We start from the raw sequence: 16,556 nt of genomic DNA, 5'->3' as shown, positions 1-16,556 counted from the left end.
TAGAAGTGGCTACTTGATTTCAGTATGCAAATTTTCTCAGCTTACTCATCATCTCAATGACAATAGAAATAAACCTCTATATAAATATTACCAGTAATGATGCCAAGCCATTGCAGTATTTAGGTTATCTCTATTACTTAGCACAGCACTGTTGTCAGACCTCATTGAGTCAGAGTATGTCATCATGAGTCTGACATCATTATTCTTTGATAACTGCTGACGTAATGTCAATTTGGTAAGATCAATGGCAGCACGTCCTTCTCGTGTTGAGGCAGTATAAGACAACTCTACACTTTGGCGTTCACGTTTTGCACGTACTCCAAACTCGATGCCAATATCTGCATGTCTGTCTTGATCATGGACAGTCGCATTGATCATGCTATAGCCCAATATATGCTTACCGAATTTAGCGCCTGCACCAATACCAGCTTGTGCATAAGGACTATGATGGTTACCAGTGAAACCGTCTGTACGAGCACCCGTTTTCAATTGCCAAGACAGTTTGGGTTCGCCTGATAACGGTTGTCTAAGATCTTCAATCTGCTGCATATCTAAAAACACAAAGTCCGTCAATGCCCATTTATGCTCATCAATATTGTAGCCGATAGATGCCTGCACTGCCTCAAAACGCCTATCAATATCCGTGTAAGCGTTTAGTGGGTCTTTTACAAATAAGGACAGACCGACTTCTGCCATGTCATCAGATACGACCACTTTAGTTTGTGTGGTTTTATTGCTTAATGCCGGTGATATTTTATTTGGTACAGACAACTGAGCTAGACCATTACTGGCTGGTAGCGAAAAGCGCTGACTGAGCAATTCGCTTTTGAAAGCTCGCTGCTTTGGCGTGTCGTCTTGCGATATTTTGTACGCTCGGTGCAATATTAAAAAATCAAGGGCTAGCGCTCTATCTTCTACATTCAAATTGGTAAGCGAGGTGATATCTTCAGTGCGAATCACTGAATTAATGGTTTTTTGTATTGGCTTAGATAACTGTACAAACTTCTCTCGCAGCTGTGTTTGCTCAGATGGTAAATAGCGTACCGAGGCAACGAGCGACTCAGCCCCGTTTTCGTACTCTAACAACTGATCGAATACATAGTCTGGCGCGTACCAAGGGCCGATGCGTTCAGTCGTATTGATATCACTTATCAGCTCAAGTATTTCTCCTGAGCGATAGCCGCAGTTTTGCTTGATGAAGTAATAATCAAAACGAGCAGACTTGGCTTCATATAAATGATAGTTCAATAACTGTGTGTCGAATGCGCCAAGATTGAGGACATACTCCCACATATCTCGTTGCTCATTTTTGGAGTACACCGCGTCTTGCTTGAAAAATTCCGTCTCTGAAAACCCAGCATCGTACAGTCCAAATAGCCCTTTGATAGCATACATGGCGCCATTCTCATTTGCTGGAATACGCGCACCAAAATTATATGAGTTGTTCAGCAAGTCCTCGCTCGAAAGCGCTCTTACATCATTAACCAAACCATCTGAATCACCTGTAGACGTGTTGGTTTTTACCAGTACATGACCGAACGAAGAAGCTGGGTTTTTTAGGTAATTACTTATTAGAATCAGGCTGATCGCTTGATTTGGATCGGGTAATTGTGAGCAATTTTTTAGGTTGACATTCAATTGAGGTAGGTGATGATTCAACCATAAATATCTGGCAGGATATCTACAAACAATACTATCATCATGCATTTGCTCTATCGTTACGATGAGCTCTGCATAAGGATCAAAGTTTCGTTTTGAGCGTGGCTTTGGGTTGGTTAAATAAAAATCTGGCGAGATGACTTCAGCTTTGCCATTTTTATAAAATAATAAATGTTGCCACTGAGGATGATTGGCCAATGACTCTAGTGTTATGGGATCGATAGCCATATCTTTATTGGCATCTTGTTTTTGCTCTCGTACGTATGCTTCATTAAGCGGTTGTATGCTCTGCTGAGCATCTGATAAGCTATCAGCCCCCCTGTCAGTCTTATATGCTTCAATAGCCGTTTCATCAATAGAGGTAACCTCAGATTCTTTATCTACCCTCACTGATCCTAAGGTATGGGAGTACGATTCATCAAGTACTGCCGCACCAGCAGTCGTCGCAGCAAGACAAGCTATCCATAACAATATTTTTTGCATTTTATCCAGATACCATCAATATATGAGCAATAAAAAACACGTAAACCTAGATTTACGTGTTTTTATCATTAAGTAATCATAAGCGTCAGTATCAAACCAACTGCCTATACTTGCGATCTTTAGATTGCACAGCTTTGCTGAACGATGCTAAATAGCGTCTCTGCATTTTGATCTTGCGTAGCATTGCGATAAGCAGAAGTCTGCGTGTATTGACCATATTGTGCACGTACACTAGCCGCTGAATCACAGTTAGCTACGCTCTGTAGTGCAGATAAATGAGCACCTTGGCCTGACGCTAGATCTTTTTCAACACTTGGGAATGCTTCTTTGATCAAAACAGCTGCTTTGACGTTGCCACCTTGGCAAGTTTCAGGAGACATAGAATTAGAAGTCGCAGCGGTAGTTCCCCAATCCCAAGTCACGTTAGAGATAATAGCTAGGATAGGGCTTGAATTACCAAACAAAGCACCACCAATACCACATTCTTTGTAAACTTGCTCAATCGTACGACCAGTCTCTACTTTTTTAAATTTAGAGCCAAGATCAGCATTTGCTGCACCAAACGGAATCATTGCCGCGATAACTGAAGCAAACGCAATTTTTTTCAACATAAAACTTCCTTAAAAAACGATAAAAAATAAGTTATTAGGCAGTATGGTTAAAATTATGAGGAGTATATGCAATAGATATTCCAGAATAATGTTTAACCTTGCGTATTGTACGAAATAGTAAGAATATAGCAAGGTTTATTTACACGAATTTAGGGACTTGTGATGATTCTCATATAACACTAAGTATGCTATATCGATAGCGCTAGTCTTTATATATTACCTATCTATATTGTATGACTTGCTTTCCAATATTTTGTCGGCTTCTATATAAGAATCAATCTCTATAAGAGCCCTTTTAGCACTTATACCACCATTATTTTTTCTCCAAAGTGTGTTTTTTCTCTTAAAAAACAGGTATTTGACCTCATGAGTTTTTTACAGAGCAGTAATAATATGACAAGCTCATGCTTGTAGAATCTCCCTATTATTCATACTCATAGGGAGTATAGATAACGTAGGCAAGAGTATCTGTCTATTTTATTAATTGCTTAAAGGTATTAAATGTCTTATTTAATCAAGTCTTTGGTTGTCGCATTATCACTATTACTTAGCACCACGGTTTTCGCTGCCAATACCAGCTACTATGGTAGTAAGTTTCACGGTAAGCGTACTGCTAGTGGCAGTATCTTTAATATGAACTCGTTAACCGCTGCACATCGCACGTTACCGTTCGGCACTAAGGTACAAGTGACCAATCAAAAGACAAAGCAGAGCGTAGTCGTAAAAATCACCGATAGAGGCCCTTTCATTGGCGGCCGTATCCTTGATTTATCGAAAGCCGCTGCTGGTGAAATAAACTGTCAGCTTTGTACGACCACGATGAAAATACTGTCGTACGGTGATGGGAAATATCGTAAGGAATGATGTAATAAAAAAGGGATGGCGTAAGCCATCCCTTTTTTATATCTACTATATAAGTACCAATTATTTAAAATGCTTTATGCAAACTTGGCTTCCATCTCTTCTAACGTCGTCATCGATAGCAACAGCGTCTCTTCGTTATGACTATGCTGCTGCTGTAGCGCAGTCTGCTCATTGAGTAGTACCAATAAGTCAAACTTACGGCTCTCTTCATACAATGTTGTATCAGCAAGCTTCTCTTCTAGCGTCACAAGCTGTCCATCAATCTTAGCCAATAGCTTTTCGGTCTCTTCGATCTCACGGCGAATAGGAGCTGTCAACTTGCGTTGTTCAGCAGCCAGTTTACGCTGTGCATCTTTACTAAGCGCAGGCTGAGCAGATGGCTGTTGTTGTGATGCTTTTGATTGCTCGTTATTGTTTGATGCAGCGAATTTATCATCGCCTGTTTCACGTGAAACAAACTTCTTGTTGGCCTTTTTGTTTTTCTTTTTATTGTTGCCTTTATCCTGAGAGTTTTCTTGTTTGCGCTTTTCGGCGAGCCATTTGCCGTAGTCGCTGATATCACCATCAAACTCTTCTATGATACCGTCATGCACCAGATACAGCTCATCACAGACGTTGGCAATCAATTCACGGTCATGCGAGACCAGTACCACTGCCCCTTGGAAACCTTGCAAAGCGATGGTCAATGCTTGACGCATTTGCAAGTCCAAATGGTTGGTTGGCTCATCAAGCACAAGGACATTTGGACGTTGCCAAACGATCAATGCTAGCGTCAGACGCGCACGCTCACCACCAGAGAATAGCTCGCTTGGGGTATCGATACGCTCACCGCGAAAGTCAAAACTGCCCAAGAACGATCGTAGCATCGCATCAGAGGTTTTACCTGCTAGGCGACGTAACATTTCTATAGGCGTTGCTTTGGCATCTAGGATATCCATTTGATGCTGGTTGAAATACCCTAACTTCAGTGTATCCGAAACACGATATTTCCCGGTCAATACCCCAAGTTCACCGACTAACGCCTTAATCAACGTTGATTTACCAGCGCCGTTCATACCAAGCAGACCCAGACGGGTATCAGGTGTCACCTGTACATTGGCATTGTGTAGAAGTGGTGTCTCACTATAGCCAATATCTGCATTGGTCAGCTCAATCAGTGGTGAGCTCATGTTTGCTGGCTCATAGAACTGGAACGAGAATGGGTTGTCTGCCATCATCGGAGACAGCTCTGCCATGCGCTCTAGCTGCTTAATACGGCTCTGTGCCTGCTTGGCCTTACTGGCTTTGGCACGGAAACGACGAATAAAGTCATCCAAATGAGCCTTAGTCGCTTCTTGCTTTTCAAACGCTTGCTGCTGCTGCGCCATACGCTCATGACGCGTGCGAATGAACTGCTGATAGTTACCCGTATAAAGGGTGATTTTTTGCTGTTCTACATGCAAGATATGACCGACGGTTGCATCCAAAAATGCTTGGTCATGCGAGATAACAATGACCAGACCGGTGTAGGCATTGATCCAAGTCTCAAGCCACAAGATAGCGTCTAAATCCAAATGGTTGGTTGGCTCATCGAGTAGCATCAGATCAGCACGGCTCATCAAGGTCTTAGCAAGGTTCAGACGCATGCGCCAACCACCTGAGAAGCCCTCTACTGGCAGTTCATGCTGGCTAGTATTAAAACCAAGACCTGCCATAATTTGTGCGGCTTTAGTCGGGGTACGATAACCATCGATCTCGTCAAACTGCTGATGCAATACCCCAATCTGCTCGTCACTCACGCTACTCAAATCATTGAGAGCGGCATTGATCTCATACCACTGCTCATCACCGCTCAATACATAATCAACCGCAGACTGCGTTGTGGCACCCACTTCCTGTGCCATATGCGCCACATGCCAGCTATCAGGGATACTGACCTCGCCTCTATCAAGCGTGACCTCAGTATCGCCTTTACCCATTTGCGTCAATAACAAAGCAAATAAGGTAGATTTGCCCGTGCCGTTGTTGCCCGTCAAGCCAACTTTGTGACCTGGATGGAGCTGGAAGCTTGCACCTGCAAACAATTCACGACCATCACGGCGAACACCAACGTCTTTAAATTCGATCATATAATTTCTTCATCTCAACAATAATATAAATATAAGGCAATAAAAAACACACATGGGGTATGCTATCTGGCGGCTATTATTTCAAACGCTTGGCCTATAGGCAAACGATTAAATAACTATTTCAAAACTAAGCAATTATTTAGGCCACAGTTATCGTAAAACCTTGGATATTATACAAAGCCAATAGGCTCATGAATACTCGGTATCATGAGCCTATTATGACGATATTTTTGGCAGGTAACATTCAGTTAGTTGCGTCACTCTTGACAAACGAATCAATATCCCCATTATGATATACTGCTAAAATATAAGTGGCTTACATACCTTTATTTGATAGCTATAGTATGTAGCGCGGCCATGATAACAGCACCCAATTTAGTCAAACGCCGTACGTATCTTTATTTGCCACTATTTAATGGCAAACCCAAACAGGACGACGACCGCATTTGATCCTAGCAACTGAGGTAGATATGAACGAATCAGCCAACCAATTTAGTCCAAGCTCAAGTCAGCCAGTAGATCCAACAATATTGAGTCTCACAGACAGTGCGGCACAAAAAGTGCGCCGTCTGCGTGAAGAAGAAGGGGATAGCGACCTCATGCTGCGCGTCTATGTGACTGGCGGCGGCTGCTCAGGATTTTCTTATGGGTTTAATTTTGCCAATGAGCTGAATGAAGATGATGCCAACTTTGACAACGATGATGTAACGTTGGTCGTTGATTCACTGAGCTATCAGTATTTGCAAGGCTCTACGGTTGACTATACTGAAGGTTTAGAAGGCGCACGGTTTGTCGTGACCAATCCAAACGCGACAACCACTTGCGGCTGTGGCTCATCGTTTTCTATATAATATGCTTTAAATGTAATCTGATTTAAATGCCTTATATTTGAGATGCTACGGTGAGCGCTGATATTGTTTTAGACAGCCTAACGGCATAACAATCAAAGCATCTATCTCTGGGGTAGGTGCTTTTTTTGTCGATATTCTTTACCAGTATCGACATCTTACTGCCAGTCAGCTTACTAAAAAATACGTGTCAAAACTCGAGCAAGTCAGCTCTTCTAAAGCTTATCGTATTTGTAAGCGTCCGTGGTTTTCGACACGGCTTTGAGCTAAACTGACGGAATTATTGACCTAATATTTACCTATTTTATGGACCTACACATTGCGTGTTTCGATCCGCCATAATAAATGACCATAGACGACGATTATGAGTAATTTTGCGAGTAGCTTTGTTGATTTTGAGATTCCCAATTGGTTTGACAGCCAGCATTTGACGGGTATGCTCCGCGGTATCGAAAAAGAAGGGCTGCGTGTGAAGCCAGATGGCTACCTAGCACAAACGCCGCATCCTGCCAAACTGGGGTCAAAACTTACCCATCCTTTTATCACTACAGATTACTCAGAGAGCTTGCTTGAGCTTATCACTGAACCCAAAGCCTCACCAAAAGAAACGCTAAATATGCTGCGCCAACTGCATGTATTGGTATATCAGGGCATGCCTGAAGGTGAGCTGATGTGGCCACTATCGATGCCCTGTATGTTGTCTTCTGATGATGCAGATATTCCATTGGCTGATTATGGCAGCTCTAACACTGGTAAGCTCAAAACCTTATACCGCAGTGGTCTAGGTATTCGTTATGGTCGCCGCATGCAGACCATTGCAGGTCTTCATTACAACTTATCATTTGGTGATGAGCTGTTTGAAACGTGGCAAGCCAAAACGCCAACAGCACAAAGCCAGACGCTAGTAGAGTTCAAAAATGAAAAATACTTAGGCCTTATTCGCAACTTTAAGCGTTTGACCAGCCTAGTTCTATATCTATTAGGTGCCAGTCCAAGCGTCTGCCCTTGTTTCTTAGCAGGCCGTGAGCATGACTTAGAGCTGCTGAATAACTCTACCTATTATAAGCCTACTGCCACCAGTCTGCGTATGGGCAAACTTGGCTACACCAATAGCGTGCAAGAGCAGCTTGATATTCGTTATAACTATTTACCAGAATATGTCGCAGGTCTGCGCCGTGCGATTCAAACACCGCATGAAAGCTTTGCCAAGCTTGGCCTAGAAGATGAAGATGGCAATCCGATTCAGATCAACAATCATATTCTGCAAATAGAAAACGAATACTACAGCCCTATCCGCCCAAAACAAATTGCGATGAGTGGTGAGACACCAACTGAAGCGCTTGAGCGTCGCGGTATTGCTTATGTGGAATTCCGTGCTATCGATCTCGATCCATACAGTGATGTTGGTATTCGTCTCTCTAGTGCCTGTTTCCTAGAAGTCATGGCGCTATATTGCTTGTTCAATGAGTCTCCTGATTTGCTCCCTGATGAAGAAGATGCCTTGGCCATCAATCTTGAGCGCGTGGTCAATGAAGGTCGCCGTGATGATTTGCATATTATCAATAACGGTGAAGAGCAATCGCTTGAAAGCTGGATGCTCATGCACTTAGCGCGTATGCAACCGCTTGCCGCATTGCTAGATGCACACTATGGTGGTAACGATTACCGCGCTGCAGTGGCGTTGATGCAAGGCAAAGCAGGGCATTCTGAGTCGACCATCTCCGCTCAAGTCAACTCCGACAGCAAGCGTCTCGGTAGCTTATGGCAACTTGGCTTTACGCTGGCTCAGCAGCATCGTGATTCTCTATTGCAGCAAACGCTCAGTCCAAATACCCAAGCGAAGTATGAAGTATTGGCAGAAAAATCCATTCTCCAGCAAGCTGATATTGAAAAGTCTGAGACAGATGACTTTATGGACTTTTTGCAGCAATATCGCTAGCACTCTGCTAACTCCCTGCTAACTAGGGTCAGTTTGAGATGATTGGGATAAATGACAGACAAGACTGCGCCTTATACACAGTAGACGGCGCACGTCTGACATCGTATCCATATCATATAAGATTGGCTTTACTACCTATTTTAGATGAATCCATAAGAGTAACCGTATAATGCGACAGCTAACCACCTACCGTAATTTGCAAGTATTTTTGGTCTTGATGTCAATCATAGGAATGAGCTTTGCGTTTTTCTTTTTACAGCGCCACTTGGGTCTAATGCCTTGCCCGCTCTGTATCTTTCAACGTGTGGGTCTGATAATCATGGGCAGTTTTGCCTTGATATCAGCGCTATTTAATCCCAAGTCTAAAGTGGTTAGACTGTTATTGTGGTTTGGTAGTTTGGCAGGTATTGGCTGGGCTACTGCGGTTGCTACGCGTCATGTTTGGCTACAGCATCTACCGGCTGATCAAGTGCCCTCATGTGGTCCGGGTCTAGACTATTGGCTTGATACCTTGCCTATTTTGCAAGTATTCAAGGAAGTTTTTGCAGGCTCTGGTGAATGTGCCTCAGTCGATTGGACCTTTGTGGGATTGAGTATTCCTGAGCAGTCTTTGATTTTATTTGTCGTACTGTTGATCGTACATGTATTGATATTGATGCGTATTATTAAATCGCCTAAGGCTACTCGCATCGCCTAGATCTGTCTTGATTGCATAAGTTTTCCACAACTTGCTCTCAGTATTAAGTCTTCTCTTCAAACAAACAGACATTCATATTCTATTATGTAATGTCTGTTTTTATATCCGCCACTGTTTACTGTCCCTTATAAACCCTATTAATCATAGCACAAGACCAATGAGGTTCATCGCTAAGCCACTCGATATATCGACCACAACAAAAAGCCCACAGAGATATTTTTAACCCTTTGATATCTTTAAACAGATTGTTTATGAATAGCTAGACTTTAGTTATTCCTATCTTTGCATATCGGGCCATTTTTGCGATTATTATTAGATAATTCAATAAATTACCCGACTTATGTTATTGATAAATCCGTGCTCCTTACTGCCTCTCTGTTCTGACAAGAGCATTACATCGTCGATCAGATGAGAAAACTCTCAAATATTATCTGAAATTTTTTTGGTATGATCATGATATATCTTGCGTCTATTCGTTCTATCACATCTGCTGTCAGTCGCTGGCACCTTTCGATACTAGCAGTGCCGCTATGTGTACTGCTCGTAGGCTGTGACAGTGCCTCCTCTAATGCTGACCAAGAAATGATGACCAAGATGGCCTCTGTTGAGCAAAATGATCTCTCAAACAGCCTACAAAGTAGTGATGGGTCTCAATCGGACTCTGATAATCTGGATGAAGTGACAGAAGGCCAATCGCTGATCGCGGCAGCGCAATTCAGCAATGATGCTTATAAACCGTCATCGGCAACGCAATCAGAATCCAAAAGCAGTATGCTACAAGCAACGTTGATGGGCGATTATGGTGGGATGGTGCCTTGTATAGACTGCGATAGTATTGATATAACTCTGAATCTATTTGCAGATGGTTCGGTGTTAAAGTCCAGTAGCTATCACAACACTGAACGACCACGAAAACCCTTACTTGAATCTGGCATTTATCGTCAAGATAACGATAAAATCACGATTGTTTATGAAAACAAAAATATTGAAGCTTATCAGATCCAAGACAATCATTTGGTTTTACTCGATAAGCAAGACAACCCAGATAACGACTATACCTTGTCGCGTCAATAAACTTTGCTAGTCAGATTGACCAAATATAGCCTATTGAATGACGCCTACTTGTTGGGCGTTTTTTATTGGTCATCGAACAGCGTTTACTTTACAATGATTGCTGGTTGATAGCGCAATTGTCTTGGCAAGCCTTGGTCAAAAGATGAGCTGTCCTAATGGCAGCCAAGCATCCAAATTCGTATCTTTTATTAGATTTTATTTCCTTTATACAAGCTTGTACGGAACGTCTATGCATATTCATATTCTTGGTATTTGTGGTACTTTTATGGGATCGCTAGCGCTGTTAGCACGAGAACTCGGCCATACTGTCACGGGCTCAGATGCCAGTGTTTATCCGCCGATGTCGACCCAACTTGAGAATGCTGGCGTCACGATTGAAGAAGGCTATTTGATCTCACATTTACAGCCAGCACCTGACCTCGTCGTCGTGGGCAATGCGATGAAGCGCGGCATGGATGTGATTGAGTATATGCTAGATAACGGTCTGCGCTATACCTCAGGGCCACAGTTTTTATCTGAGCAGGTACTGCAATCGCGCCATGTGATCGCCGTTGCTGGTACGCATGGTAAGACGACAACCACCACCATGCTTGCTTGGATACTGCATTATGCAGGTATCGATACGGGGTTTTTGATTGGCGGCGTGCCATTGGTCAACACCACTGATGAGCACTTGCAGAAAGTGTTTGCGCACAGCAGCTACTTGGGTGCTGATAGGAATAACGATAATCCGTCAAAGACAGGATACTTTGTTATTGAAGCCGATGAGTATGACTCTGCGTTTTTTGATAAGCGCTCAAAGTTCGTTCATTACCGTCCGCGTACGGCAATTTTGAACAATCTAGAATTTGATCATGCGGATATTTTTGCAGATCTCAATGCTATCCAGACACAGTTCCATCATATGATACGCATGATTCCAAGCACTGGAAAAATCATCATGCCAGCAGCGACTGACAGTCTAGAGGATACGTTAGCGAAAGGCGTTTGGACACCTGTTTGGCGCACAGCAGTGATTGATGAGAATACAGCTGACAACAATGTCAACGATAGCGAATGGCAAGCTGAGCTCATGCGCGAAGATGGCAGCCAGTTTCAAGTGAGTTTTGCTGATGATAAAAAGGCGACAGCAATCGTAGATTGGTCGATGAGTGGTATCCACAACGTCAATAATGCGCTCGTTGCCGTCGCTGCAGCGTATGATGTTGGCGTCAGTATTTCGACTGCTTGCGCGGCACTATCAGCCTTTGCTGGTATCAAGCGCCGGATGGAGCTGATTGGTGACGTAAACGACATCCTAGTGTTTGATGATTTTGCCCATCATCCAACCGCTATTACCACAACATTAGATGGTGCAAAAAAGAAGCTGTCTGACAGACGTATCTGGGCGATTATTGAGCCGCGCAGCAATACCATGAAGATGGGGATTCACCAAGACAGCTTAGCTGAGTCTGCTGCCCTCGCTGACTATACGCTTTGGTATGAGCCTACGGGTCTTGAATGGGGACTAAGAGAAGTCATCGAACAGGCTACTGCTATAAATGACGCCATTGGTAACCAGCAAGTCATGTCTAGTGTCGATGCTATCATCGAGCATATCACCCATCATGCGCAGGCAGGTGATGCAATTGTAGTGATGTCTAACGGTGGTTTTGAGGGTATTCATCAACGTTTATTAACTGCACTTCACAGCAAGTAATTCTGTTATTTAGACTCTATTCTGAATAGTTACCATAGCAAAAGAAGCGCGACTATCTTATCAAAGATAAGTCGCGCTACTTTGTCTCAGTTTTTATAGATTTCGCCATAATACTAGCCCTGACAAACACTCCTATTAGCATTACAGCTACCTTTGTAACCTCCCGTTTACCTATTGCCCCTACGTGTTAGCAAATAAGACTATTTTCTCACATAGCCCGTACACAGGTAACATTTCGTGCTTACTTTTGTGTCTTGCGACTGTTTACAATGTATTCATTAGAGACGTAACACATTATAACTATTGATAAATTTAGGAGAATATTGTGAGCTTTATTTGGATGATTATTGTAGGTCTAGTCGCAGGTCTATTGGCACGTGCTATTAAACCAGGCAACGATCCTATGGGCTGGATCATGACCATTGTCTTGGGTATCGTTGGTGCAATGCTTGGTGGACTTATCGCAGGAATGATCGGTATCAATGCAGATGGCGGCTTTACGGGTCTTATCTTCTCAGTAATCGGTGCCATCATACTACTATTCTTGTATGAGATGATTGTAAATAAACGCCGTGCATAACTGATAATTTAAAAGAACCGTTCAAAATAGAAGCCCTACGCCAAGTAGGGCTTTTTTGTGCTGTTCATAATGAGAATTTAGATATTCTCGTCTTATAGAGTATCTTGTGACTGCGAAAGTATTGATAAGCATTACTTTTGTCCCCATTTATCTTATAATATCAACCCTATTTTATCTTATCATTGAGGTGAGCGTTATGGCACTACTCCCTATTCTAAGTTATCCAGATCCTCGTTTGCGCACGATTGCCAAGCCTGTCAAGGAAGTCACTGCTGAAATCAAAGCCTTAATCAAAGATATGATTGAGACGATGTATGATGCTCAAGGTATTGGTCTTGCTGCCAGCCAAGTGGATCACCATATTCAGCTTATCGTGATCGACTTATCTGAAGATAAAGACAGCCCTCGGGTGTTTATCAATCCAAAAGTGACACCATTGGTAGAAGACAAACAACCGTATGAAGAAGGTTGTCTGTCCGTTCCTGAGGTTTATGACAGCGTTGAACGTCCTAATAAAGTGCGTATCGAAGCCTTGGATGAGAATGGCGAAAAAATTGACGAAGAAGTAGAAGGTCTGCTTGCCGTTTGCATCCAGCACGAAATGGATCATCTCAATGGTGTCATATTCGTCGATTATTTGTCTCGCCTCAAGCAAACACGTGCTCGTGATAAAGTGCGTAAAGTCCTCAAAATACGCGAAAAGCAAGAAGCAGCTGAAGCCCAACCACAGGCTGCGACCAACGTTTAATCTCTGTATTTGATGTCCACTATATAATAATGCCTAACGCGGATATTATGATTTAATATCCGCTGTTTGACGATAATTTTTCTAGCAGATACTGTCCTTACTAAAGGTTTACCACTATGACAATGATCAAAATTGACCAATATTTTGACCCTGCCAGCTGGCAGAAATTCACCAAAGCTGCTGAAGGTCGTGAGACGCCTTTTTTGATGGTTGACCTTAGTCGTATAAAGACGAAATATCATGAAATGGTTGGGTTCTTCCCTGATGCAAAAATCCATTATGCAATGAAAGCGAGCCCTGCCGTTGAAGTCATTAACCTACTGGCTACGCTTGGCTCAAACTTTGACTGTGCGTCTATTTATGAGCTTGATCGCGTGCTGGACTGCGGTGTAGATGCATCGCGTGTTTCTTATGGCAACACCATCAAGAAAGCCGATCATGTCAAATATGCGTTTGAAAAAGGGGTTGATCTTTATGCCACTGACTCAGAAGCAGATCTAAAAAATATCGCAAAGCATGCACCTGGCTCAAAAATATTTGTACGTATCTTAGTTCAAGGCTCGGACACTGCAGAATGGCCGCTATCTCGTAAGTTTGGTTGCCATCCAAATATGGCAATTGAGCTATTGATTCAAGCGCGAGATTTGGGCTTAGTGCCTTATGGCATCTCATTCCATGTAGGCAGTCAGCAAAAGGATGTCGCCGCTTGGGATGATGCATTAGCCAAGGTCAAATACATGTTTGACTGGATGAAAAATGAAGAAGACATCAAGCTACAAATGATTAACTTGGGCGGTGGTTTTCCAGCCAACTACATCAGTGAAGTGAATCCGATAAAAGTATACGCAGAAGAAATCAAGAGCTATCTAACGGACGATTATAACGAAGATGAAATGCCTGAGATTATTTTAGAGCCAGGCCGCTCGCTAGTAGGCGGCTCAGGGGTGTTGGCGAGTGATGTGATCTTAATATCACGTAAATCTAGCACTGATTTGACTCGCTGGGTATACACCGATGTAGGATTGTTCCAAGGCTTGATCGAGACACTGGGCGAAGCCATCAAATACCCTGTTTATACCCCTAAGATGGAAACCTCAACCAACGAAGGTACTGTGGTATTGGCCGGTCCAACATGTGACTCTACCGATATCATGTATGAAGAAGCAGGCTATCAGTTACCAGAAGAGCTGGAGATTGGTGACAAAATCTATTGGCTCACCACTGGTGCTTATACCAACTCTTATTCATCAGTCGAGTTCAATGGTTTCCCGCCATTAGACGTGATTTATATTGACTAGTTTTCTATAAATAGTCATCCAAAAAAAGCGCGGCACTGATGATATCAGAGCCGCGCTTTTTTATGTTCGTCTAAGGATATCATTGATAAACAACTACTGTACCAATAATGAAATAGGCACACTGTTATGACTATTGACTGATTGGTTACTGCCATAATTGGTACTTTGGTTTTGACTGTCTTGAGAGATTTGCCCGATAATCACCCATTGCCCGCGAGACACGATAATCGTACTATTCAAATTTTGACCTTGAATAGCATGATTCACAGAACCGCTTCGATTATAAGGCGAATTGGATCGCGCGAGTGTCTCTTCTACTTGGGAAATTTGTACTTCAACTTGTCCATTGGCAATCAATCTTGGTGTAACAGCAATTCCTTGAGTGGTTGGAAGCAATACTTGCTGCTGAATAATAATCTGTGGCTTTAGATTAGGGTTAGCGGGTCGCTGCTGATTGTCATAGTGATTGGTTGCATGGCGATTGCTGCTATAAATCTGAGTCAGCGAATAAAGCGTGCCAGTGCTAATGCTCGCTGCACTGCCAGATAAGGTTTTTATTTGGTATAAATTACTGCCCTGCTGCTGGCTATTGCTTTGATTAATAATTGCGGCACCTTGGATACCGCGATTGCTAATAATGACCTGACCTTGTCTAATATTACTCTGCGTGCCGCTATCATTGCCCACTCGCACAGCAACGGTTAGCGCTTGTGGCTGACCATCAATTTGAGTCAAGAGCTGCTGTACTGCGTAATAATTAGCCGCTGTGGTATTCAGTACCAGTTTGTCTTGATAAGTTGTGACCGTCCCGCCATCAGCGCTGCTATTTAATTGCTGTCTGACTGCAGGTAATAGTGCAGCGCCACCGTAAGTTTCAATCACGTAGGTTTGAATGGTAGCCGCTTGTACGGTCACTGGTAGTACAACGACGCTTAGTACAAGTACACAGAAGCACGCCCTGTTAGTCAGGCAAATAGCACTCACCAGTTGATGCTTTATATAGTGCTTAATACCATTCACATCTATTACTTCCTGTCATCGAGCCATCATCGACTTTGTAGTCAACAATGTCTATTCGTTGAGACCTAGCACATCCTGCATATCGTACTGTCCTACTTCTTGCTTAATAATCCAAGTCGCAGCACGCACAGCACCAGCGGCAAAAGTCATGCGAGCTCGGGCACGATGCGTAATCTCGACTACCTCGCCGTCAGCGATGAACATCACGGTATGGTCACCGATAATTTCACCACCACGAATCGCATGAATACCAATCGTACCAGCTTCACGCTCGCCCGTTTGTCCTTCGCGGCCATAAACAGCGACGTCTTTTAGATTCTGTCCACGGGCTTCTGCCACGGCTTCTGCCATCATATAAGCGGTACCTGATGGTGCATCAATTTTGTGCTTATGATGTGCTTCGATGACTTCTACATCTGCGTCATTGCCAAATGCTTTTGCAGCCATCCCCAATAGCTTCAATGACAGGTTGACGCCTGTTGAATAGTTGCCCGCATAAACAATCGCAATCTGCTCACTCGCTTTTGCCAATACCTGCTCTTGCTGCTCGTTGAATCCTGTCGTGCCGATGACCATAGCAACGCCATGCTCAGCACAAATCTGCATGTTTTTTTCAGTAGCATCAGGCAGACTGAAATCAATCAGCACGTCGATATCACTGATTACAGCCTGTAGATCATCAACGATTTGCACGTCTAAGCGTCCGACAGCAGCGACTTCTCCTGCATCTGCGCCGACGAGGCTAGATCCTTGGCGTTCAATCGCAGCTTTAATCATAGTTTGCGGGTTATTTTGCACGGCTTCGATGAGCATACGACCCATACGACCACCTGCACCAATCACACCAACGTTGATGGTTTGTGCTTTTGCTTGTTGACTCATATTGTTACCTTAAATGCTGTATTTTTAGTGAGGTTGTTTGGCATAT

Annotated in this window: 14 protein-coding genes; 9 read left to right on the top strand and 5 right to left on the bottom strand. The window is 43.2% G+C overall.

The features are described 5' to 3' along the window. Positions 1 to 87: 87 nt before the first annotated feature. Both IP485_RS03860 and IP485_RS03855 read right to left on the bottom strand, forming a co-directional pair. Positions 88 to 2,142 carry a DUF4105 domain-containing protein gene (locus IP485_RS03860; RefSeq protein ID WP_198326086.1) on the bottom strand — a complete coding sequence of 685 codons (2,055 nt, stop codon included), beginning with the start codon at positions 2,140 to 2,142 and terminating at the stop codon, positions 88 to 90. A gap of 119 nt (positions 2,143 to 2,261) precedes the next feature. Further along, complete coding sequence (locus tag IP485_RS03855) at positions 2,262 to 2,753, bottom strand: DUF3015 family protein (RefSeq protein WP_198326085.1); 492 nt, start codon at positions 2,751 to 2,753, stop codon at positions 2,262 to 2,264. 501 nt (positions 2,754 to 3,254) lie between these two features. Here IP485_RS03855 and IP485_RS03850 point away from each other — a divergent pair. Next, positions 3,255 to 3,617: a septal ring lytic transglycosylase RlpA family protein gene (locus IP485_RS03850; RefSeq protein WP_194363360.1), complete on the top strand. Its 363-nt coding sequence runs from the start codon at positions 3,255 to 3,257 to the stop codon at positions 3,615 to 3,617. Positions 3,618 to 3,691: 74 nt separating this feature from the next. Here IP485_RS03850 and IP485_RS03845 read toward each other — a convergent pair whose 3' ends face one another. Next, complete coding sequence (locus IP485_RS03845) at positions 3,692 to 5,725, bottom strand: ABC-F family ATP-binding cassette domain-containing protein (RefSeq protein WP_198326082.1); 2,034 nt, start codon at positions 5,723 to 5,725, stop codon at positions 3,692 to 3,694. Between the two features lie 470 nt (positions 5,726 to 6,195). Between IP485_RS03845 and erpA the strand changes: the two genes are divergently transcribed. From erpA to IP485_RS03805, 8 genes are all read left to right on the top strand, one after another. Beyond that, positions 6,196 to 6,576, top strand: coding sequence for an iron-sulfur cluster insertion protein ErpA (erpA, locus tag IP485_RS03840; RefSeq protein ID WP_227669969.1), 381 nt, complete (start codon positions 6,196 to 6,198; stop codon positions 6,574 to 6,576). A 361-nt stretch (positions 6,577 to 6,937) separates the two neighbouring features. Further along, a complete protein-coding gene (gshA, locus tag IP485_RS03835; protein WP_198326079.1) occupies positions 6,938 to 8,512 on the top strand; it encodes a glutamate--cysteine ligase in 1,575 nt (524 codons plus the stop codon). 169 nt (positions 8,513 to 8,681) lie between these two features. Next, a complete protein-coding gene (locus tag IP485_RS03830; RefSeq protein WP_198326078.1) occupies positions 8,682 to 9,209 on the top strand; it encodes a disulfide bond formation protein B in 528 nt (175 codons plus the stop codon). Positions 9,210 to 9,662: 453 nt separating this feature from the next. Continuing rightward, complete coding sequence (locus tag IP485_RS03825; RefSeq protein ID WP_227686408.1) at positions 9,663 to 10,283, top strand: copper resistance protein NlpE N-terminal domain-containing protein; 621 nt, start codon at positions 9,663 to 9,665, stop codon at positions 10,281 to 10,283. Between the two features lie 229 nt (positions 10,284 to 10,512). Then, complete coding sequence (gene mpl, locus IP485_RS03820) at positions 10,513 to 11,982, top strand: UDP-N-acetylmuramate:L-alanyl-gamma-D-glutamyl-meso-diaminopimelate ligase (RefSeq protein ID WP_198326077.1); 1,470 nt, start codon at positions 10,513 to 10,515, stop codon at positions 11,980 to 11,982. Between the two features lie 325 nt (positions 11,983 to 12,307). Further along, positions 12,308 to 12,562 carry a GlsB/YeaQ/YmgE family stress response membrane protein gene (locus tag IP485_RS03815; RefSeq protein WP_198326076.1) on the top strand — a complete coding sequence of 85 codons (255 nt, stop codon included), beginning with the start codon at positions 12,308 to 12,310 and terminating at the stop codon, positions 12,560 to 12,562. A 196-nt stretch (positions 12,563 to 12,758) separates the two neighbouring features. Then, positions 12,759 to 13,310: a peptide deformylase gene (def, locus tag IP485_RS03810; protein WP_197174880.1), complete on the top strand. Its 552-nt coding sequence runs from the start codon at positions 12,759 to 12,761 to the stop codon at positions 13,308 to 13,310. Between the two features lie 122 nt (positions 13,311 to 13,432). Continuing rightward, positions 13,433 to 14,608, top strand: a complete 1,176-nt coding sequence (locus IP485_RS03805) for a type III PLP-dependent enzyme (protein WP_198326452.1) — start codon at positions 13,433 to 13,435, stop codon at positions 14,606 to 14,608. Between the two features lie 93 nt (positions 14,609 to 14,701). On the opposite strand, the gene IP485_RS03800 is transcribed toward IP485_RS03805, so the two are convergent. Both IP485_RS03800 and dapB read right to left on the bottom strand, forming a co-directional pair. After that, positions 14,702 to 15,628: a hypothetical protein gene (locus tag IP485_RS03800; RefSeq protein ID WP_320159112.1), complete on the bottom strand. Its 927-nt coding sequence runs from the start codon at positions 15,626 to 15,628 to the stop codon at positions 14,702 to 14,704. A gap of 51 nt (positions 15,629 to 15,679) precedes the next feature. Next, entirely contained in the window at positions 15,680 to 16,510 is an 831-nt protein-coding gene (gene dapB, locus IP485_RS03795) for a 4-hydroxy-tetrahydrodipicolinate reductase (RefSeq protein WP_198326075.1), read from the bottom strand. Positions 16,511 to 16,556 lie beyond the last annotated feature (46 nt).

This window comes from Psychrobacter sp. NG27, from assembly GCF_016106655.1.
In the GTDB taxonomy this organism is placed as follows: domain Bacteria; phylum Pseudomonadota; class Gammaproteobacteria; order Pseudomonadales; family Moraxellaceae; genus Psychrobacter.
The sequence above is the reverse complement of the archived record's forward strand: the minus strand, read 5'-3'. Positions and strand labels throughout refer to the sequence as shown.